The organism is Thiorhodovibrio litoralis (genome assembly GCF_033954455.1).
GTDB classification, from domain to species: Bacteria; Pseudomonadota; Gammaproteobacteria; order Chromatiales; family Chromatiaceae; genus Thiorhodovibrio; species Thiorhodovibrio litoralis.
In genome coordinates this window covers 1,320,790-1,340,510 of sequence record NZ_CP121473.1, presented here as the reverse complement: position 1 = coordinate 1,340,510, position 19,721 = coordinate 1,320,790, and the positions used below count along the sequence as shown (strand labels likewise).

16 protein-coding genes are annotated in these 19,721 nt (G+C 63.1%); 7 read left to right on the top strand and 9 right to left on the bottom strand.

Annotation, left to right across the window (positions count from 1 at the left end; all coding sequences use genetic code 11):
* The first annotated feature begins 207 nt into the window (after window positions 1-207).
* Window positions 208-1,242 carry a CAF17-like 4Fe-4S cluster assembly/insertion protein YgfZ gene (gene ygfZ / locus Thiosp_RS05875; RefSeq protein WP_201068451.1) on the top strand — a complete coding sequence of 345 codons (1,035 nt, stop codon included), beginning with the start codon at window positions 208-210 and terminating at the stop codon, window positions 1,240-1,242.
* Window positions 1,243-1,296: 54 nt separating this feature from the next.
* Here ygfZ and Thiosp_RS05870 read toward each other — a convergent pair whose 3' ends face one another.
* From Thiosp_RS05870 to Thiosp_RS05855, 4 genes are all read right to left on the bottom strand, one after another.
* Window positions 1,297-1,983 carry a thiol:disulfide interchange protein DsbA/DsbL gene (locus Thiosp_RS05870; protein WP_201068452.1) on the bottom strand — a complete coding sequence of 229 codons (687 nt, stop codon included), beginning with the start codon at window positions 1,981-1,983 and terminating at the stop codon, window positions 1,297-1,299.
* A 56-nt stretch (window positions 1,984-2,039) separates the two neighbouring features.
* Entirely contained in the window at window positions 2,040-2,945 is a 906-nt protein-coding gene (gene ubiA, locus Thiosp_RS05865; RefSeq protein ID WP_201068453.1) for a 4-hydroxybenzoate octaprenyltransferase, read from the bottom strand.
* Window positions 2,946-3,096: 151 nt separating this feature from the next.
* On the bottom strand, window positions 3,097-4,431 hold the full coding sequence (gene trhP, locus Thiosp_RS05860; protein ID WP_201068454.1) for a prephenate-dependent tRNA uridine(34) hydroxylase TrhP: 1,335 nt from the start codon (window positions 4,429-4,431) through the stop codon (window positions 3,097-3,099).
* Window positions 4,428-5,558: a ChaN family lipoprotein gene (locus Thiosp_RS05855; protein WP_201068455.1), complete on the bottom strand. Its 1,131-nt coding sequence runs from the start codon at window positions 5,556-5,558 to the stop codon at window positions 4,428-4,430. The genes trhP and Thiosp_RS05855 overlap by 4 nt, the downstream gene beginning before the upstream one ends.
* A gap of 350 nt (window positions 5,559-5,908) precedes the next feature.
* On the opposite strand from Thiosp_RS05855, the gene Thiosp_RS05850 reads away from it, so the two are divergent.
* Window positions 5,909-8,314 carry a M1 family metallopeptidase gene (locus Thiosp_RS05850; RefSeq protein WP_201068456.1) on the top strand — a complete coding sequence of 802 codons (2,406 nt, stop codon included), beginning with the start codon at window positions 5,909-5,911 and terminating at the stop codon, window positions 8,312-8,314.
* Here Thiosp_RS05850 and Thiosp_RS05845 read toward each other — a convergent pair.
* Window positions 8,262-9,008: a response regulator transcription factor gene (locus tag Thiosp_RS05845; RefSeq protein WP_201068457.1), complete on the bottom strand. Its 747-nt coding sequence runs from the start codon at window positions 9,006-9,008 to the stop codon at window positions 8,262-8,264. The two genes, Thiosp_RS05850 and Thiosp_RS05845, sit on opposite strands and share 53 nt — an antisense overlap.
* 261 nt (window positions 9,009-9,269) lie before the next feature.
* Here Thiosp_RS05845 and xseA point away from each other — a divergent pair, with 261 nt between their 5' ends.
* A complete protein-coding gene (xseA, locus tag Thiosp_RS05840; protein WP_201068458.1) occupies window positions 9,270-10,640 on the top strand; it encodes an exodeoxyribonuclease VII large subunit in 1,371 nt (456 codons plus the stop codon).
* A gap of 20 nt (window positions 10,641-10,660) precedes the next feature.
* Here xseA and Thiosp_RS05835 read toward each other — a convergent pair whose 3' ends face one another.
* Window positions 10,661-11,863, bottom strand: a complete 1,203-nt coding sequence (locus Thiosp_RS05835; RefSeq protein ID WP_201068509.1) for a pyridoxal phosphate-dependent aminotransferase — start codon at window positions 11,861-11,863, stop codon at window positions 10,661-10,663.
* Between the two features lie 281 nt (window positions 11,864-12,144).
* Here Thiosp_RS05835 and uvrB point away from each other — a divergent pair, with 281 nt between their 5' ends.
* Complete coding sequence (uvrB, locus tag Thiosp_RS05830) at window positions 12,145-14,154, top strand: excinuclease ABC subunit UvrB (RefSeq protein WP_201068459.1); 2,010 nt, start codon at window positions 12,145-12,147, stop codon at window positions 14,152-14,154.
* Here the strand turns inward: uvrB and Thiosp_RS05825 are convergent.
* Both Thiosp_RS05825 and Thiosp_RS05820 read right to left on the bottom strand, forming a co-directional pair.
* Entirely contained in the window at window positions 14,129-15,232 is a 1,104-nt protein-coding gene (locus Thiosp_RS05825; protein WP_201068460.1) for a L,D-transpeptidase, read from the bottom strand. The two genes, uvrB and Thiosp_RS05825, sit on opposite strands and share 26 nt — an antisense overlap.
* Window positions 15,233-15,433: 201 nt before the next feature.
* On the bottom strand, window positions 15,434-15,622 hold the full coding sequence (locus tag Thiosp_RS05820) for a hypothetical protein (RefSeq protein WP_201068461.1): 189 nt from the start codon (window positions 15,620-15,622) through the stop codon (window positions 15,434-15,436).
* 167 nt (window positions 15,623-15,789) lie between these two features.
* Between Thiosp_RS05820 and Thiosp_RS05815 the strand changes: the two genes are divergently transcribed.
* Both Thiosp_RS05815 and Thiosp_RS05810 read left to right on the top strand, forming a co-directional pair.
* Window positions 15,790-17,328, top strand: coding sequence for a Do family serine endopeptidase (locus tag Thiosp_RS05815; protein WP_201068462.1), 1,539 nt, complete (start codon window positions 15,790-15,792; stop codon window positions 17,326-17,328).
* A gap of 40 nt (window positions 17,329-17,368) precedes the next feature.
* Window positions 17,369-18,574 carry a glycosyltransferase gene (locus Thiosp_RS05810; protein WP_242518861.1) on the top strand — a complete coding sequence of 402 codons (1,206 nt, stop codon included), beginning with the start codon at window positions 17,369-17,371 and terminating at the stop codon, window positions 18,572-18,574.
* A 26-nt stretch (window positions 18,575-18,600) separates the two neighbouring features.
* Here Thiosp_RS05810 and Thiosp_RS05805 read toward each other — a convergent pair whose 3' ends face one another.
* Window positions 18,601-19,023 (bottom strand): FxsA family protein, encoded by a 423-nt coding sequence (locus Thiosp_RS05805; protein ID WP_201068463.1) that lies wholly within the window; start codon window positions 19,021-19,023, stop codon window positions 18,601-18,603.
* Window positions 19,024-19,310: 287 nt separating this feature from the next.
* Here Thiosp_RS05805 and cutA point away from each other — a divergent pair, with 287 nt between their 5' ends.
* Complete coding sequence (gene cutA / locus Thiosp_RS05800) at window positions 19,311-19,637, top strand: divalent-cation tolerance protein CutA (protein WP_201068464.1); 327 nt, start codon at window positions 19,311-19,313, stop codon at window positions 19,635-19,637.
* The last annotated feature ends 84 nt before the right edge of the window (window positions 19,638-19,721 follow it).

Here is a 19,721-nt window from a genome sequence, read left to right as displayed (position 1 = left end):
ATGAAGCTATCTCCCAGACAATAGCAAAATGAGGCGCCGCCCGGCGGAAGGCGCAGGTATATGCGACCGCCACCGGCTTGAGCTGCTCACCCTACCCCAGCCAGCCTATCGCAGTCATCTTTCGCGCAAATGGCGAAGGTAGAAACCGGCTCAAAACCAAAAACCGTACCCGACAAACGCAGCAGGCAGACAAACAGGCATGCACCCATGAACGACCACTGGCAAAGTTTCCTCGCGGATTTCGGCGGCACCGTCGGCGCCACTTCCAAAGTGACATTCCCCGACATGCCGGCTGAGGCCGAGTGCGCGCTCTGCGCGCTTGGCGAACTTGGCGCAATCGACATCCATGGCGCGGAGGCGACCGACTTTCTACAGGGACAGCTCAGTAACGACCTACGCGAGCTCTCCGATTCGCATGCTCAGCTGAGCAGCCACTGCAATGCCAAGGGCCGCATGCTGGCCAACTTTCGCGTCCTGCGCGAGGGCGACGGGTATCGGCTGATCCTGCCGCGCGAGCAAATCGCCACCCTGCTGCCACGGCTGAAGATGTTTGTGCTGCGCGCGCAGGTCAGCCTTAGCGATCGCAGCGACGAGCTCGTCTGCCTGGGTCTGGTCGGCGAATGCATGGCTGCAGTGTTGACAGAGCGCTTCGGCAGCCTGCCAGACAGCGACAACGGGGTCGTCCGCCGCAGCGATACGGCACTGATCCGCATTGCCGGCCCGCTGCCGCGCTGGCTGTTCGTCGGCCCGCCATCCGCCGCCGAAAGCCTGTGGCGCGAAGCTCAGACTGCCGGCGCCGCTCGCGCCGCCGATGATCTCTGGGCGCTGCAGGACATTCGCGCCGGCATCCCGACCATCGACCCGGCCACCAGGGAGCTGTTCGTGCCGCAAATGATCAATTTGCATCTGATCGACGGCGTCAGCTTCCACAAGGGCTGCTACACCGGTCAGGAGGTTGTCGCGCGCATGCAATATCTGGGGAAGCTGAAGCGACGCATGTACGTCGGCGAGGTGGCGCTCGCGCAGCCCCCTGCCCCCGGCAGTCGGCTTGATTCCGCCAGCAGCCAGTCCAGCCAAGGAGCGGGCACAGTAGTTGCTGCCCAGCAAAACGCCGCCGGTCGCTGCGAGCTGCTGGCGGTAGCGGAAATCGCCGCGGTCGAACACGCCGATCTCACCCTTGCCGACACCGGCACTCCAGTTGAGCTGCAGCCACCCGCTTACGGATTCCCGCCCGAGGTGTAAAAAGCGCTCAATGCCAGGTGTTCGCCGTGGCGACCCGGCATTAGCTTCAAGCGGTTAGTCTTGCATTTCGCGCGCGATCAGCGCATCAATTACCTCGAAGGTACGCGCGCGGCTTCCCGTCTGGGTCGGACTAGTCACATAGGCGCCATTTACCACCAGCGCGGGCACGCCGGTAATGCCGTAGCGGGTCGCGAGATCGGCCGATTTACGCACCTGCATATCGACCGGAAAGGACTCATAGGCGGCGCGGAAGGCGTCCTCGTCGACGCCCTGCTCGGCGGCAAAGGCGATCAGCTCCTCGTCGCTGAACAGAGGCCGGCGTTCCTCTTGCAGCGCTTTGAACAGCGGCTCGTGCAATTGCTCGAGCGCGCCGATCTGCTCGGCGGCAAAAAAGGCCTTGGCATGGTTGACCCAGCGCGCCGAATTGGCCGCCGGCATGCGGCGAAAGTGCACCTGCTCGGGCTGACGTGCCAGCCATTCCTTGAGTTCGGGCTCGAGGTGGTAGCAATGCGGGCAGCCGTACCAGAAAAATTCCACCACTTCGACCTCGTCCTGCTTGCCGGGTGAGGCATCATCGCCAGCCGACTCGACCCGCTGGGGATGCTCGACCAGGCGGTAGTCGATGCCCTCGTCGATGTCGCCAGGATTAATGTCGTCAGAATTGATGTCGCTCGCTAGTGCCACACCCGAGGCGGCAAAGATCAGTATCAACAGCAGCAGAGGTTGACGGATCAGGGACATCAGCGGTTTCCTCTTCAAGATAGATGGTTGTCTCACACCCAAGAATTTGTTTGCGCTCAGTACATCAATAAATAATCGATCGCCACACCGGCAAACACGGCCATGCCGTAGTAGTTGTTGTTCAAAAACGCCTGAAAGCAGCGCTTGGGCTCGCGCCCGCGAATCAGCCATTGCTGGTAGACAGCCAGTGCTGCGGCGACCGCCAGCCCCGCGAAATACGCGGATCCGAGCCCGGCGGCCAGCCCGACCGCGAGCAGAATCGCGAGCATCACCAGCTGCAGCAGCCCGACCACTAGGAGATCGTAACGGCCGAACAGAATCGCTGTGGATTTGATGCCGATCTTGAGGTCGTCTTCGCGATCGACCATCGCGTACTGGGTGTCGTATATCAGCGCCCAGACCACGGCGGCGACAAAAATCAGCCAGGCAAAGCCGGGGATACTTCCGTTAATGGCCATGAAGGCCATGGGCACCGCCCACCCAAAGGCCGCACCGAGAAACACCTGCGGCAGATGCGTATAGCGCTTCATAAAGGGGTAGATGACCGCCAGCCCCAGGGCCACGAAGGACAGCGCCACCGTCTGCCAGTTGAGCATCAGCACCAGGGCGAACGCCAGCAGGCAGAGCACCAGAAAGACCCCCAGCGCCTCGCTCGGGCCGATGGCGCCGGCCGCCAGCGGCCGCGCCCGGGTGCGCATCACATGGCCGTCGAAGTCGCGATCGGCATAGTCGTTGATGGCGCAGCCGGCCGAGCGCATCAGCACCACGCCCAGCACGAAAATCGCCACCACGCCCCAAGGCGGCTGCCCGTCACCGGCAATCCAGAGCGCCCAGAGCGCCGGCCACATGAGCAGAAAGATACCGATTGGACGGTGTAGGCGCACCAGTTCGAAATAGGCACGCAGCCGCTCGCGCAGGCGGAAATCATGCGGATCAGCAAACTTGGCGTCAGGCACAGACATCTATAGTCATCACAAATGCGCTTTGGGTTTCGGGTCGGGTGACGGGCGCGGGGGCTTTTCAATCGCGGAAACCGATAAAAACAGGGCTGGAATTATGCCACAGCCAGAGCTGCGGGCGCAGAGGACACCGCCCCCCGTTCGCAGCGGAAACTCATGCGGGTTCGGCATCCAACAGCCGCGTCAGCAAGCCAAACTGACTTTTCCCGTTAGCGATCTCGGGTAGCGCGAGGCGCACCGTCCAACCGGAGCCGGGGGCAACATCGAGCGGCTTGCCGTGCAGGTCAGTCAGCCCCTCACAGCGAAACCGACGGTTACCGGCAGGAGTCAGCAACTCCAGCTGGTCGCCGCGGGCAAATCGATTGCGCACCTCCACCTCCGCCAGGTCGGAGGCTGGGTCATGGCCCATCACATCGCCGACAAAGATGGCGCGCTGGTTGCGGGAGACGCCGTGGTCATAGTTCTGCAACGCCTCCGGAGCATGGCGCCGATAAAAGCCCGAGGTATAACCACGGTTGGCAAGCCCCTCAAGCTCCTCCAGCCAGCGCCGTTCGAAGGGCGCGCCGGTCTTGGCCGCGTCGATGGCCTGGCGATACACCTGGGTGGCGCGGGCGTTGTAGTAATGCGATTTGGTCCGCCCTTCTATCTTGAGACTGTCGATCCCCATCGCGACCAGCGCGGCCACATGCTCGACCGCGCGCAGATCCTTGGCATTGAGGATGTAAGTGCCGTTCTCATCTTCGAAGATCGGCAACGACTCGCCGGGACGTTGGGCTTCTTCCAACACGAAAGTCGGATCAGTGCTCTGCTGCGCTGTATTCTCGCTCGCGGCGCCCGGGACGAGCTCGCCGAGTCGGTACTCCCAGCGGCACGCATTGGTGCAGCTGCCCTGGTTGGCGTCGCGGTGATTGAAATACCCTGACAACAGGCAGCGCCCTGAGTATGCAATGCAAAGCGCGCCATGGATGAAGACCTCGAGCTCCATGTCCGGGCACTGCTCGCGAATCTCGGCAATTTCCTCAAGCGACAGCTCTCGCGACAGGATCACGCGCGTGAGCCCCTGGTGCTGCCAGAAGCGCACGGCGGCTGCATTGGTGGTGTTGGCTTGCACCGACAGATGGATGGGCATATCCGGCCAGTGCGTGCGCACTAGATCGATCAAACCGGGATCGGACATGATGAGCGCATCGGGCCTGTCTGCAGGGTCATCTGGGGTCAAAATCGGGCGCAAGTCATCGAGAAAGGTACGCAATTTGGCGCCATGCGGCATCAGGTTCACGGCCAGATAGAAGCGCCGTCCCAGCCCATGGGCGGCGCGGATGCCGATGATCAGATTCTTGCCGGAAAAATCGTTATTGCGCACCCGCAGGCTGTAGCGCGGAATGCCGGCGTAGACCGCGTCGGCGCCATAGGCGAGTGCATAATCGAGATTGCGCAGGGTGCCAGCCGGCGCCAGCAGCTCAGGGCCAGTGCTCGATTGAGTTCTCAATTGAGTTCCACCTGCACCGTCAGGCGCTCGGGCGCGCCGATCAGCCCTGGGCGCAGTGCCTCCACCTCCAGCCGGTCACCAGGCGCTGCGTCGATCATGGCGATGCGCACATCGGCATAGTCCTCAATGGCGCGCTCGCCGATGCGCACCAGACGGTCCCCCTCCTGCAACCCGACCTTCTTGGCGCCGCTTTCATCTGAAAAACCCTGGATGCCCAGTCCTTCGCCCTCGGATTCGGTATCGAGCATCACGCCGAGCAAACCGCGCTCGGGAAGCTCCACCTTTTGCGGAAACAACAGATAATCCGCGCGCCCGGGCGCGAATGCGTGATGGGCGCCATTTAGAATGGTGACTGTCTCGACCTCTCGACGCCGCTCGAGCCGTTGCGGAATGCCCTGGCCGTATTCGACATGACCCGATCCGGCCAGCACCACCAGCGTGGTGCCTGGATGCTCGGCCAGGTAATCCGCCGCCTGCTCCGCCATGCCTTCGTCCCACAGCAGCTGGACAGCAAGAAACCGCTCAAAATCGCTATCTGGTCCGTGTGGATGCTGATCGTAAACGGCCTTGACGCGCTCGCGATAAGCAGGGTCTGAATCGTCGAGCTGCGCCGGCAAACGCGCGCGCTCTTCCGGCGACAGCGCCCCAAGGCCCTTGTCGCCGACCTTTTCGGTCAGCTCCCGAGGCACATTGAGGGCAATCAGCGGGATGCGGTGCTCGCGCGCGAAGCGCAGAATCGGCCGGTAGAGCCGGTAGTCGAAGCGCCAGCGCTCGAAATACTCAGTCTGCTCGAGCATCTCTTCCTCGCTGATGCCGCCCGCGACATAGGCATCGAGCACCGCCTGGAACGGCTGCTGGAAGAACTCCATGCCAATCGCCAGCGTCTTACCGCGCGCCTGCAGTCGCTGGATGATCGCGAGCTGAGTGAGATGATCGGCATAGCTGTCGTGGGTCTCACCGACAAAGATCGCGTCTTTAGCCGCGATCCGCGCGATCAGCGCTTCAAGGTCAACCAGGCTGGCCACATCCAGCACCTGGGTACCGGCGGCCACCCGATCCGCCATGCCCTCGTCAGTCTCCGCGGGCAATGGCGCTTGCGCACCAAAGCCGACCAGCGGCAGACACATCAAAAGGCTGCCGAGTGCGAAGGACTGGCGCCAAGCACAGAAAAAACAAGAGCAATTAAGCACGAGACCGACCCCTCCGCAAGCAATGCCTGCTCGACCTTTAATGGACATCTTCGCAACATCAGGTTGCAGAGTCCCGCGCACAACCCTTATCTGTGCAGAAGACAAGCAAATCACCCACCCAATCGCTCCTCGTCGCAATCATGTCCCAGTGCCAGCTCGGCTTGCTTTTCCCGGACTCCAGGCTCCGCCGCATACCCGCAGCCTCCCGCAGGCCCCGCATTGCCGCTTTGGCGGCGCTGCTCCCCGTGTTGGCTCTGGCTGCCTGCGCCATCGCAGCAAACCCGGCGATGGCGGGCGAATCCCCTGCCCCCGCACTTGTCCAACTACCGCCTCCCGAGGGCGCTGCCAGCGCGACAGATTCCGCATCAGAGATCGCGCCTGTCCCAGCGGTTGCACATGCACTGGTGGTCGAGCTGATTCCCAACCGCGGCGAGATCATCGCCAACGACAGACTGACGCTGCCTGAGCCCGCGCGCGCGGTGACGTTCGCGTTACATCGCGACTTGCATCCCAAGCTCGTGAGTGCCGGGCGACTAAGTCGCATCGGAGCCCAGGGCCATCTGAGTTTGTACCGTATCGAGCAACCCAGCCCGTCCGCCGAAGTCACTCTGGACTATCACGGGCGCATCCTCCTCGCGCTGCAAGAGCGAACCGAGGGGATGGGGCGCACGCGCCAGCAATCCATCGGCACCATCGGCGGGGATGGTGTTTTTCTCACGGGTTTCACCGGCTGGTACCCGCGTGTGGAGGACAGCATGGAGACCTTCACCCTTGATGTTAGCCTGCCCGAGGGCTGGCTTGCGGTCTCCCAGGGAGCCGGACCCGGACCCGGACCTGAACCCGCACTGGCACCGACACCGGCACCGGCACCGACACCGATAATTGGCCAGACCAGGGACCAGGCGGCCACGCCAATCGCTCCAAAACAGCCGCTGCAACAGACGTTGAGCTCTGAGCTTCAAGGCGAGCATCGCAGCAAACCGCAAGACGCGCAAAAGGCGCCTATCCAGGTCCGCTGGCAAGAGTCCCATCCCCAAGACGAAATCTATCTGATCGCCGCGCCTTTCCGGCTTTACCGCCAGCAGGTCGCTGGCGTGGACATCCAAGCCTGGCTGCGGGAGGCGGATGACGACCTCGCCCACCGCTACATAGCGGCCACGCAGGAGTACCTTGCCCGCTACAGCGCGCTGATCGGCGACTATCCCTACGCTAAGTTCGCGCTGGTCGAGAACTTCTGGGAGACCGGCTATGGAATGCCGTCCTTCACCCTGCTCGGCTCGCAGGTTTTGCGCTTGCCGTTTATTCTCCACAGCTCCTACCCGCACGAGATTCTGCACAACTGGTGGGGCAATGGCGTCTTCGTCGACTGGGACAGCGGCAACTGGAGCGAAGGCCTGACCGCCTATCTGGCTGATCACCTGAACAAGGCGCTCGCCGGGGAGGGCGCGGCCTACCGCCATGACCAGCTCAAGGCCTACGCTGATTATGTTCGCAGCGAGAGCGACATCCCGCTGAGTGAGTTTCGCGCCCGCCACAGCCAGGCAACCCAGGCCATTGGCTATGGCAAGTCCCTGATGGTCTACCACATGCTGCGCCAGCGCCTAGGCGACGAATTGTTCCTCGCTGGGCTGCGGCGGTTCTATGCCGACAATCGCTTCCGGCACGCGCGCTGGAGCGAACTGCAACAGGCTTTTGAACAGGTCAGCGATCAGGACCTGGATGATTTCTTTACCGCCTGGGTGCAACGCCCCGGCGCGGTGCGCCTCAGCCTGGAGGATGTCCGCTCTGGCCCGGCGCAAGACGGGCATTATAAGGTGACCGGGCTCCTGCGCCAGATTCAACCCGAGGCACCCTTTCCGCTGCGGGTTCCCATCGTTGTTCACGACGCCCAGGGGAACCCTCAGGAGCAGTGGCTTGATTTCGCCGGCACCCGTAAGCGGGATTTCGCCTTCACCCTCGACCAGCCCCCGCTGCGTCTGGCGATCGACCCGCTATTCGACACCTTTCGCTGGCTAGAGCCCGGCGAGACTCCGGTCAGCCTGAGCACGCTTTTTGGCGCGCCGCGCGGCACCATCGTTTTGCCCGCGCGCGCCGCGCCTGAGCTGCGCGAAGCCTATCGGCAACTGGCGGGCGCCTGGCAACAGGGCCAGACTCAGTGGTCTGTGGTGGAAGACAGCGAGCTGCGCGAACTCCCCACCGGGCCTGTGTGGCTGCTTGGCTGGGAGAATGGTTTCCTGCCGGCTTTCAGTGCCGAGGCGTTGGATTTCCGCATTGATCCGAAACGGGCAGCCGTCAGCCTTGGCGGTGAAGTCCATCAAGACCAAAGCCCGGTCCTGACGCGCCGCATGGAAACCTCAGCGGGACAGACGCAAGTGCTCGGATGGCTGGCCGCGGACAATCCCTCAGCCATTGCCGGGCTGGCGCGCAAGCTGCCTCATTACGGCAAGTACGGCTATTTGACGTTCGCGGGTACGGCACCGACCAATCAGCTCAAGGGGCAATGGCCCGTGCATGATTCGCCGTTGATCAAATGGCTCGACCACCAAGCCGCAGGCGTTTCCTCACCCGACGAAGGGACGGGGACACACTCAGGCAAGGCCTGGGCCAGCGGCAGGGCCGGCGTGCCCGTATTGAAACCCGTCAAGCGTCATTCCTTGCTGATGCATTCCCCGAGCGCGCGCCAAGCGCCGTGACATAGCGCAGCAGCTCTTCAGAGGTGGAAAACCCAAGCTTTTTCATGATCCGACGGCGGTAGCTATCCACCGTCTTGGGGCTGATACCCATGTCCTCGGCCAAATTCCGCAGCGCGCCAGTGCGCGCCATGGCTTCAAGCAAGGCGCGCTCGCGCGTCGACAAGCGGTTGGCCGCAGTATCCTCGGACGCATCTGGCTTGCTCTGAAAAAACTGCTCGCCCTGATTCACCTGACGGATCGCGTCGAGTAAGTCCTCCGCCGACTGGTCCTTGTGAACAAAGCCGCTGGCACCGGCATTCGCCATCTGCTGCACGAAGGCCGCATCGCTGTAGGCGGAAAGCGCGATCACCCGAACGCCAGCCGGCAGCCCACGAATGCGCTCGGCGGCATCAATGCCATGCATGCCCGGCATGCAGACATCCAACACCACCACATCAGGCTCGAGCTCCTCGCTCATGCGCACGGCCTCGTCGCCATCGCCGGCGCAACCGATGAGGTCAATGCCCGGGTCGCGACGCAACAGCGCCCCCAGGCCATCGCGCACCATGAGATGATCATCCACCAGCAGCACCCGAATTGGCGCGCTTTCCTCGTCATCCTCCAACTCGGGCGCCGAGTGGTCAGTCCGGGCTCCAGTGGCGGATGCATCCGCCCCTTCAAAGTCTCCCAGCTGATCGACTTGCTCCAATGTCATGCACACCTCCGCTATCATGCGCACCTTCGCGTCTGAGGCGCATTGATGCTTGCTTCGGCTCATTTTGGGCCGGGTGACGGCCCAAAACCGGAAACTCATTTTTGATGGCAATAGATCGTATCCCCGGGATATGAACCCTGGGATGGCTGAAACCCGAATCCGCAAGTTAGGATGCGCATATCCAGATAACGCCTGTTTTGCTTGCGGTCATTGTTTAGCATGCCAGGCACCTCACCGCAACCAAGTCCGATGCCACACGACATGACATACGACAAAAACTCGCCCCCCCTTGACTTTCGCCGCGACATCTGGAGCGTGTCGCGACTCAATCGCGAGCTGTCCGCGGTGCTGCAGGGCAGTTTTCCGCTGCTGTGGGTGCAGGGCGAGGTCTCCAACCTGGCGCGGCCGGCGTCCGGGCATCTGTATTTCAGCCTGAAAGACCAAGCCGCGCAGATGCGCTGTGTGATGTTCCGCAACAAGCGCCTGTTGTCAACTGTCAGCCCAGCGAACGGCCAGCAGCTGCTGGTGCGGGCCAGGCTCGGCTTCTACGAGCCGCGCGGCGACTGCCAGCTGATCGTCGAACATGCCGAGCCCGCCGGCGAGGGGGCGCTGCGCATGGCATTGGAGGCACTGAAACAACGCCTCGCCGCCGAGGGGCTGTTCGACGAAGCCGGCAAGCGCCCGTTGCCGGTGTTTCCGCGTCAGATTGGGCTCATCACCTCGGCCAGTGGCGCCGCGCTGCATGACCTGCTGACGGTGCTGGGGCGGCGCTGGCCGCTGACACCGCTGCTGATCTACCCAGCACAGGTCCAGGGCGAAGGCGCGGCCGAGACCCTGATCGCAGCATTGGAATGCGCCAATGCGCGCGCCGACTGTGACGTCCTGATTCTGGCGCGCGGTGGCGGCTCGTTCGAGGATCTCATGGCCTTCAACGACGAGGGGCTGGTGCGGGCGATTCGCGCATCCGCCATCCCGATACTCAGCGGCATTGGGCATGAGATCGACATCAGCCTGGCGGACCTCGCCGCCGACCGTCGCGCGGCGACGCCCTCGGCCGCTGCCGAGTGCGCCACCCCGGCCCAGCAGGCGGTGCGCGAGCGGCTGCTGGCCCTGCAGCGCCGCCTGACCACCAGCACCAAGACCCGATTGCAACAGCGCCGGCGCCAATTCGAAACCACCGAGCGCCATCTGCGCCTGTTGCACCCGCGCAACCGGCTGCAGCAGCAAGCACAGCGGCTCGATCAGCTCGAGCAACGCTTGCGACGGGCGGCGCTTGAGCAGCTCCAGCGCCGCCGCCAGGGGCTGGCGCGCATCAGCGAACACCTGGCGCGCCAGACACCAGCCTGGTCGATCGAACGCGCGCGATCGCGCACCGATCAGCTCGCCAGCCGCCTGCTCGCCGCCGAGCAGCGCTTGATCGAGCGCCAGCGCCAACGTCTGCAACAGGCCAGCGCGGCCTTGGATGCCCGCAGCCCGCTCGCCACCCTGGCACGCGGCTATGCGCTGGTCAGTGATAGCAAGGGCCAGATTCTGCACAGCTGTCAGCAAGTGAGCGCGGGAGACCAGATCGCTATCCGCCTGGCCGACGGAGCGATCGGTGCCCGCGCTGAGGAGCGACTGACCGAGCGCTGATCGCGCCCTCTGATGAGGCGTCAGCCTGCCTGCGCCAGTGCAGCGACCGCGGTCAGGCGTTCCATCGCCTGCTCGAGGTTGTCGCGACTGGTGGCGATGGAAATGCGCATGTATCCGTTCAAACCGAAGGCCGAGCCCGGGACCACCGCGACGCCGGCTTGCTCGATCAGGTACTCGGCCAGCTCCAGGTCGTTACTCACACGCGGCAGGCCCTCGATCAATCCCTCCACCTTGGGGAACACATAGAAGGTTCCATCCGTTGCCAGGCATTCCACGCCCGGCATGGCGTTCAGCGCCTCGACCACCAGGTCGTGGCGTTCCTTGAAGGCAACCACCATCTCCTGGATGCATTCCTGCGACCCCTCGAGCGCCGCCTGGGCCGCGACCTGGGAGATGGACGTGGGGTTGGAGGTGCTCTGCGACTGGACTTTTTTCATCGCCTTGATGATGGGCTCCGGGCCGCCGGCATAGCCAATGCGCCAGCCGGTCATGGAGTAGGCCTTGGAGACGCCGTTCAGCACCAGGGTGCGCGGTTCCAGGTCCGGGCAGACATTGAGGATGTTGACAAACGCCTGATCGCGATCCCAGCGGATGTGCTCGTACATGTCGTCGGTGGCAATCAGGGAGCGCGGGAACTCGCGCAGCACCTCGCCGAGGGCCTTGAGCTCCTCGGCACTATAGGCCATGCCGGTGGGATTGGACGGGCTGTTGATCACGACCAGACGCGTCTGATCGGTCATGGCCGCGCGCAGTTGCACCGGCGTGATCTTGAATTGCTGTTCGGCGCCAGCATTCACGAACACGGGAGATGCACTAGCAAGCAGCACCATATCCGGATAGGACACCCAGTAAGGCACCGGAATGATCACCTCGCCGCCCGGATCGAACACCGCCTGAGCCAGGTTATAGAAGCTTTGCTTGCCGCCGCAAGAAACCAGAATCTGATCCGGGGTGTAATGCAGACCATTCTCGCGCTCGAACTTGGCGATGACAGCAGCTTTAAGCTCTGGCGTGCCGTCGACGGCAGTGTATTTAGTAAAGCCATCGCGAATCGCCTTGATGGCTGCCTCCTTTATATGCGTCGGCGTGTCGAAATCCGGCTCGCCGGCGCCGAGGCCGATAACATCTTTGCCGGCAGCGCGCAGCGCCTTGGCACGGGCAGTAATCGCAAGAGTGGCCGACGGCTTGACCGCCTGGACCCGGGCAGAGAGCTTCATTGTCATGGCTGTCATGGCTGTCTAGGAGTCTCGACTCTGAGGTAGGAAGTGAAAAGTATGAAATCAGACGCAGAAAGCAAGGCCTTTGGCCGGCCCACGAGCAGACTGGGCCGGCGAAACGGGCCCAATGGCTGCCAGACTTGCCGAACGACGCGCAACTGACTTCAGATATTGCGAGAATAATAGCCAATTTTTGCGACCATCACAGCGCCGCGATCAGGCCTGCCCATGAACCTGATCATGAGGCACCTGATCACCCAGTCATTCGCCACGCCCGGAATCCACCGATGTCCAAGCCCTTCCAGCTCGAATGCGCCTTCCAGCCCGCCGGCGATCAACCAGCTGCGATTCGCGCGCTGGTGGAGGGGCTGACCGACGGCGAGGCGGGCATGACACTGCTTGGCGTGACCGGCTCGGGCAAGACCTTCAGCATCGCCAATGTGATTGCCGAGCTGCAGCGCCCGGCTTTGATTCTGGCGCCCAACAAGACGCTCGCCGCTCAACTGTACGGAGAGATGAAGGACTTCTTCCCGCACAACGCGGTGGAATATTTCGTCTCTTACTACGACTACTATCAGCCGGAAGCCTATGTGCCGGCCACCGATACCTACATCGAGAAGGACGCATCGATTAACGAGCACATTGAGCAGATGCGTCTGTCCGCCACCAAGGCGCTGCTCGAGCGGCCGGATGTCATCATCGTGGCGACTGTCTCCTCCATCTACGGTCTCGGTGATCCGCAAGCCTATTTGCGCATGGTGCTGCATCTCTCGCGCGGCGATCTGGTCGATCAGCGCGCCATTTTGCGCCAGCTCGCCGCGCTGCAATACCGCCGCAACGAGATCGAGCTCTCTCGCGGCAGCTACCGGGTGCGCGGCGACATCATCGACATCTACCCGGCGGAGTCCGAAGACGAAGCACTGCGGGTAGCGCTCTTCGATGACGAGATCGAAGAGTTGTCCCTGTTTGATCCGCTAACCGGCGAGGTGCAACGCAAGGTCCCGCGCTTCACCGTGTTCCCGAAGACCCACTACGCCACCCCACGCGAGGTAGTGCTCAACGCCATCGAGCAGATCAAGGTCGAGCTGCGCGAGCGCCTGAACTGGCTGCGCGATAACAACAAGCTGATTGAGGCCCAGCGCCTGGAGCAGCGCACCATTCATGATCTGGAAATGATGCAGGAGGTCGGCTATTGCTCCGGCATCGAGAACTACTCGCGCTATCTCTCCGGGCGCGGTCCCGGCGAGCCGCCGCCGACGTTGTTCGACTATCTGCCCACCAACGCCATGGTGGTGGTCGACGAGAGCCATGTCACCGTGCCCCAACTGGGTGGCATGTACCGGGGGGATCGCTCGCGCAAGGAAAATCTGGTCGAGTATGGCTTCCGGCTGCCCTCGGCGCTCGATAACCGCCCGTTAAGGTTCGAGGAATTCCAGGCGCGCCAGCCGCAGACCATTTATGTCTCCGCCACCCCGCGCGACTATGAGATCGAACAGTCAGGCGCCGTGATTGAGCAGGTGGTGCGCCCGACCGGGCTGGTTGATCCTGAAGTCGAAGTCCGCCCGGCACTGAGCCAGGTCGATGATCTGCTCTCAGAAATTCATCTGCGCGTCGCCGCCAACGAGCGGGTTCTGGCCACCACGCTAACCAAGCGCATGGCCGAGGATCTGACGGATTATCTGTCCGATCACGACGTGAAGGTGCGCTATCTGCACTCGGACATCGACACCGTCGAGCGGGTAGAAATTATCCGCGATCTGCGCCTGGGCGAATTCGACGTGCTGGTCGGCATCAACCTGCTGCGCGAGGGCCTCGACATGCCCGAAGTATCGCTGGTCGCCATTCTGGATGCCGACAAAGAGGGCTTTCTGCGCTCGACCGGCTCGCTCATCCAGACTATCGGCCGCGCCGCGCGCAACGCGCAGGGCAAGGCAATTCTCTATGCCGATCGGGTGACAGGATCAATGGCGCGCGCGATTGAGGAGACCGAGCGCCGCCGTACTAAACAGATCGAGCACAACAGGCAGCACGGGATCACCCCACAGACCATCCGCAAGGCGGTGGCCGAGGTGCTGGAAGGAGCGAGGGTGCCGGGAGCGCCGGCGACCGGCCGACGAAGCAAGCGCGATGCCCCGGATGCACGCACCGAGGAGCATTTAACCCCGGCGCAGCTCAGCAAGAAAATCAAAACGCTGGAAAAGCAGATGGTCCGCCATGCCCGCGAGCTGGAATTCGAGCAGGCGGCGGCGGTGCGCGATCAGCTCAAGGCGCTCAAGTCACAGGCGCTGGCGGCCTGACAGGGTCTGCCGCCTGGGAAGGGGCCGACTCGCGCGCGTCGCCCGACTCAGCCTCCGTCGCACCCGAGTTGTTGTCCCGTTCTTGGGCGGGCTTTTCGGTTGCTGCCTCTTCGGTGGCAATCTCTTCTCTGTTGGTTTCCGACGCGCTGGAGCGATCAGACGTGGACGGGAGATCCTCACCGCGCAGAGCAGCAATCTCGGCATCAAGTGACTCAAGCGGACCGCCTTCCGCTTCAGAGGCCGCGGCGCGCGCACGCGCGTCCTTCTGCTGGCTTTGGACGCGAGCCATGTAGTTGCCGTAATCCGGACCCGTCGACCCGATCACGGTCACCCGAGTCCCGGAGTCGACATGGTCGAACAGTGCGTCAGCCACCTGAGCGGGCATGCGAATACAGCCATGCGATGCCGGGCTCCCGGGCCTTGGGATGGGCCCTGCATGCATGCCGACCCCGTCGAACGTCATGCGCATGAAGTGGGGCATCCGGGCACCGGCAAAGCGACCGCCTGGGGGAACGGCATCGCGCCCCGCCTTCGCGTTACGCTTGACCAGCTTACCCTCGCTGTTGTAGATGCGGCCGTAGAGATTAGAGCGTTTGTCGGCCACCTTCTCGAGCACCGAGAACTCGCCCGTCGGCGTGCTGTGGCTGGACACGCCAGTCGCTACCGTGCTCCAGCCGACCAGTTCTCCGTTATCGAAGAAGCGCGCCTGCTGGGTATCGGTATCGATGACGATGCGGCTCACGCGCCGGCCATCACCATGCCATTCGAACATCTTGCCCACGGCGGCCGCCTCCTGCGGCATTGGGATATCGCCATTGGGTGGCGGCCAGGGCAGCGGCTCATCGGCGTCCGGATCAGCGGTCGCCCCCGCGCTCTCGGCAGCGCCAGGGGCAGTGGATGCCGCCTCGGGGGTCTCCTGCTCCGCGCGCTCCGGCAGGCTTTGGGCGCAGCCGCTCAGCAGCGCACCCAGAAGTCCGGCGCGAATCACATTGATAAGAAGCCAACTGCAGTCCCACGCCTCGCCATCGGATGCGGCGCGGCGCAAGCTCAAGGCAGACATGGCAGGAAATTTGTTCATCCGTCGATCATCCCGATATACATGGTCCCGACAACCCCGGATCACGAATCCGCATGGTTCTCGGCAAACCCGATCGCCGCGAAAGCAGCGTTTTTAAGCAAAACCAAATGCCAGCGAAGCTGCACGTTACCCCGTTAATCTCGCGAAATCAAAACAATTCTCCCACTCTAACAGAGCCCGTGTTTGCGCGCGATGCGCGACTCAGGTATCCCGCGCCACATCGACCAGCGCGGTGCGCATGGCATCGACGATCAGTCGGTTGGCCTGTGTTTCGTCCAACTCGGGGACTTCCCATGCCATGATGCGGCAGTACTTTTTGACCAGGTGGCGCAGGTCGTGCGCCAATTCGTCGCGATAGCGCGACATTTCGATCTCTTCCAGCTCAGCCATTGACCATACCTCCCAGGTTTGCAACAACCGCGGCGCCGCTCAACCCCGAGTCGACAAGATGCCGCCGGCGGCAAGATGAACAATCGGTAATGCTCGAGAAAAACCGCGTTAACACTGGCATCCTCACACTTATGGCAAGACACCGTTAAACTGAGGCTTCATCCGCCATGACTACCATGAACCAGAAATTCCAGACTATCCGTGCAAACCCGCGCTCCAGGCAACCGCTTGCCGTGCTGCTCGGGCTCAGCCTGATTCTTATCACCGTCAGCATCTCCAACCAGCTGAGCGCGGCACCTCAGCCCAACGCCCCGCAGACGGACGTGGTGATGCGGACCACCCCGCCGGCAGCAGCGCCCATGGCGTTGCCGAGCTTCGCCGACATCGTCGAGCAGGTGGTCGATGCCGTGGTGAACATCAATGTCGAGCAGTCGGTCGCTCTTGGGCGTTCCGGCACTTCTGCACTGCCACGGGGGCTGCCGGAAGACTCGCCGCTATCGGAATTTTTCCGCCGCTTCCATGGCGAGCCGGAGTTTTCGATGCCACGCGAGGGCGAAGGTTCCGGTTTTGTTATCGACCCGTCAGGCTATGTCGTCACCAACAACCATGTGGTGCAAAATGCCGATCGCATCCGCGTAACGCTGAACAACGGCGATGAGTATGAAGCCACCCTGATCGGGCGCGACCCCAAGACCGATCTGGCACTGGTCAAAATCGCCCCCCAAAAGCCCCTGACCGCCGTGCAGCTCGGCAGCGCCGAGGGTGCTCGAGTCGGCGACTGGGTGCTGGCGGTCGGCAACCCCTTTGGACTGGGTGGATCGGTCAGCGCCGGCATCATCTCCGCGCGCGGGCGGGACATCAACTCCGGCCCCTACGATGATTATCTCCAGATCGACGCCCCGATCAACCGCGGCAACTCCGGCGGGCCTTTGTTCGATGCTAGCGGTCGCGTCATCGGCGTCAATACCGCCATTTTCTCACCGAGCGGCGGCAATATCGGCATTGGCTTCGCAATCCCGGCCGAGACCGTGTCGAGCATTGTCGCCGAGTTGCGCGCCAAGGGCCATGTCGACCGCGGCTGGCTGGGCGTGCAGATTCAGCCGGTCACCGATGAGGTCGCCTCGAGCCTGGGGCTGCCGGATGGCAATGGCGTGCTGGTGACCGAGGTTCTGCCGGACGGCCCGGCCGCCGCGGCCGGCCTGCGCGATGGCGATGTCATTCTGCGCGTCTCCGGCGAGACCATGGCGGACTATCGCGACCTGACCCGCCTGATCGCTAACCTGGACGCTGGCAGCCAAGCGCAGATTGAGCTCATGCGCGGCGGCCAGCAGCTGACCTTGCCGGTCACCATCGGGCAAATGCCAAGCGACGGCCAAATCGCCGCAAGCGGCCCAAGCAGCAGCGGCGATCAGGCCCGCCTGGGCATCTATCTGGCGCCACTAACACCCGAGACGCGCAGCGAATTCAACCTGCGCCCGGATACCGTGGGCGTGTTGGTGGCCGAGGTCGAGCCGAACAGCCCGGCGGCACGGGCCGGGATTCGCGCCGGCACCGTCATCTCCATGGTCGGCCAGCAGCCGGTCAATGACCCAGGCCAGGTCGTCGCCATGATCCGCGACGCCGCCGCCCAGGGACGCCCCTCGGTGCTGCTGCGCGTTGAGCAGGACGGCCAGCAGCGCTTTGTGCCGGTGCCCTTCCAGGGGTGAGGCCGCAGCCATTGAAAAAGCACCCAAGCGGGCCAAGGCCATGAGCAGACCCTTGGAGGCACTGTCGGTGCTGGCGTCTTTCTCCGGCACCGGCGGGGTCGAGCGCATGCTGGTCAATCTGCTGCTGGCTCTGGATGCGCGCGGGGTGCAAGTCGATCTGCTGCTGCTGCGCGCCGAGTCGCCCTATCTGCAAAACTTGCCATCCAGCATCCGCCAGACCCGGTTGACCGGGCGCCACAGTCTGCTCGCCATCCCTGCACTGGCGCGTCATCTGCGCCGGACGCGCCCCGCCGCTCTGCTAGTGGCCAAAGACCGCGCCGGGCGCAGTGCGGTGCTGGCGCGCGCGCTGGCGGGCGTCAACACCCCCATCCTGCTGCGCCTGGGCACCCATCTGTCGACCGCGATGGCCGGGCGCTCGACGCCGGAGCGCTGGCTCAGATACCGGCTGATCCGCTGGCTCTATCGCGGCATCGATGCAGTGGTGGCCGTCTCGGAGGGTGTCGCCGACGACGTCAGAGCCATTTCTGGCCTGCCTGCCGCTCGCGCTCATGTGGTGCGCAATCCGGTGATCACGCCAGAGCTTGAAGGTCGCGCAGCTGCGCCTTGCGAACATCCCTGGCTTAATCCTGAAAACAACGGGAAAACCAACGGGGATAAGACCAACGGAGATAACCCCAAAGGAGATAACAAGAGAAAACCCAATGGAACGGAACCGCTACCGGTCATCCTGGCCGTCGGCCGGCTCCAGCGGCAAAAGGATTTTCCGACACTGATCCACGCCTTCGCCCGCCTGCGCCAGCAGCGGCCCTGTCGGCTGCTGATTCTCGGCGAGGGCAAGGGCCGTGAGGGATTGGAGCAGCTAATTGGCGAGCTTGGACTGAATGACGCGGTCGGGCTACCGGGCTTTGTCGCCAACCCTTACCCGTACATGGCCCGCGCCAGCCTGCTGGTGCTGTCATCGGCTTGGGAAGGCTCGCCCAATGTGCTGACCGAAGCCATGGCCCTGGGCACGCCGGTGGTTGCAACCGACTGCCCGAGCGGCCCGGCGGAGATTCTGCAGCAAGGACGCTTCGGCCCGCTGGTACCGGTGGGCAATGCCGAAAAACTAGCCACGGCCATGGCCAGCACCCTGGACGCGCCCCTGCCCGCAGAGACCCTGCGCGCAGCTGTCAGCGACTACCATGCCGAGCGCAGCGCCGAGCGCTACCTGGAGTTGCTCAGAGATCTGGCAAGCAGATCGCTTTAGATCAAAATCGGGCGCTCGCCCGCGACTTAGTCATCCTCGCGCCGGTAGTCGGCCTCAATGAATTCCTCGCGCGCGCTGCGCACCTGCACCGAGCCAGCAGCAGGCAGCACGGCGACATAGCGCCGGATCAGCCAATGGCGCAAAGGCGGGATCAGCAGCAGAAACCCGACGGCATCGGTGACAAAGCCCGGCAGCAGCAGCGAGAAGCCACACAGCAGCAAAATGGCACCATCCATCACCTCGAACGCCGGCATCTCACCGCGATCGAGCATCGACCGCACCCGCATCAACACCGACAGTCCCTGCTCTCGGACCAGATAGCCGCCAAGCGCGGCAGTGAACAAAGACAACAAAATCGTCGGCAGCGCGCCGATGACTGAGCCCACCTGAATCAAAAAGTAAAGCTCGATCAGCGGCGTACCGACAAAAAGCAACAAAAACCAAAGCATCGGATTCTCTCAGACGACTCGCGAGCAGCCTCGCGAACAAATGAACCAACCGCATCGCCTTCACGGCAACCGGGGCAGGACAAAGCAGCCGCCTATGGCAGCGACAACAAAGGACTGACCATAGACCGCGCAAGCGGTCAACGCAATCCCTCGCGACTGGGCAGGCCGGCTCAAGCTGTCCTGTAATCTGCAACCTGTAACGGGCTCGCAGCCACGCGCAAACGCCACTTTGGTCTAGAATGCGCGGCCAGTTGTCCCGATTTAACAAGTTGCCGGGAGTCAGTTCGATGTCATCACCACCCTGCATTGCCTATTGCACCTGTCCCGATTCCGACTGCGCCGAACGCATCGCCGGGGTGCTGGTCAATGAAGGACTGGCGGCCTGCGTGTCCCTGCTGCCAAATGCCAAGTCCGTTTATCGCTGGGATGGGAAGCTGTGCCAGGATACCGAGGTGCTGATGATGATCAAGACCACGCAGGCGCGCCTGAAAGCACTCGAGGCCCGTCTCCTTGAGGAGCACCCTTACGATGTCCCCGAGCTGATCGTCGTCCCGGTGATCGCAGGCTCAGAAGAATATTTACAATGGATGGACTCATGTACCGCCAACTCGTGACCCTTTGCCGAAACATTCTCCAACCAGGAACCGCAGGACCCGGGGGGTTGCCTACCGGGGGTTTACCTAGTAGAACAACCCCGT

Coding starts and splice junctions, on each gene's coding strand:
- xseA (WP_201068458.1), top strand. CDS start 9,270: ATGACATACGACAAAAACTCGCCCCCCCTTGACTTTCGCCGCGACATC.
- Thiosp_RS05820 (WP_201068461.1), bottom strand. CDS start 15,622: ATGGCTGAGCTGGAAGAGATCGAAATGTCGCGCTATCGCGACGAATTG.
- Thiosp_RS05845 (WP_201068457.1), bottom strand. CDS start 9,008: ATGACATTGGAGCAAGTCGATCAGCTGGGAGACTTTGAAGGGGCGGAT.
- Thiosp_RS05835 (WP_201068509.1), bottom strand. CDS start 11,863: ATGACAATGAAGCTCTCTGCCCGGGTCCAGGCGGTCAAGCCGTCGGCC.
- Thiosp_RS05815 (WP_201068462.1), top strand. CDS start 15,790: ATGACTACCATGAACCAGAAATTCCAGACTATCCGTGCAAACCCGCGC.
- Thiosp_RS05850 (WP_201068456.1), top strand. CDS start 5,909: ATGGCGGGCGAATCCCCTGCCCCCGCACTTGTCCAACTACCGCCTCCC.
- ubiA (WP_201068453.1), bottom strand. CDS start 2,945: ATGTCTGTGCCTGACGCCAAGTTTGCTGATCCGCATGATTTCCGCCTG.
- Thiosp_RS05825 (WP_201068460.1), bottom strand. CDS start 15,232: ATGAACAAATTTCCTGCCATGTCTGCCTTGAGCTTGCGCCGCGCCGCA.
- Thiosp_RS05855 (WP_201068455.1), bottom strand. CDS start 5,558: ATGTGTCTGCCGCTGGTCGGCTTTGGTGCGCAAGCGCCATTGCCCGCG.
- Thiosp_RS05810 (WP_242518861.1), top strand. CDS start 17,369: ATGAGCAGACCCTTGGAGGCACTGTCGGTGCTGGCGTCTTTCTCCGGC.
- Thiosp_RS05805 (WP_201068463.1), bottom strand. CDS start 19,023: ATGCTTTGGTTTTTGTTGCTTTTTGTCGGTACGCCGCTGATCGAGCTT.
- Thiosp_RS05870 (WP_201068452.1), bottom strand. CDS start 1,983: ATGTCCCTGATCCGTCAACCTCTGCTGCTGTTGATACTGATCTTTGCC.
- uvrB (WP_201068459.1), top strand. CDS start 12,145: ATGTCCAAGCCCTTCCAGCTCGAATGCGCCTTCCAGCCCGCCGGCGAT.
- cutA (WP_201068464.1), top strand. CDS start 19,311: ATGTCATCACCACCCTGCATTGCCTATTGCACCTGTCCCGATTCCGAC.
- ygfZ (WP_201068451.1), top strand. CDS start 208: ATGAACGACCACTGGCAAAGTTTCCTCGCGGATTTCGGCGGCACCGTC.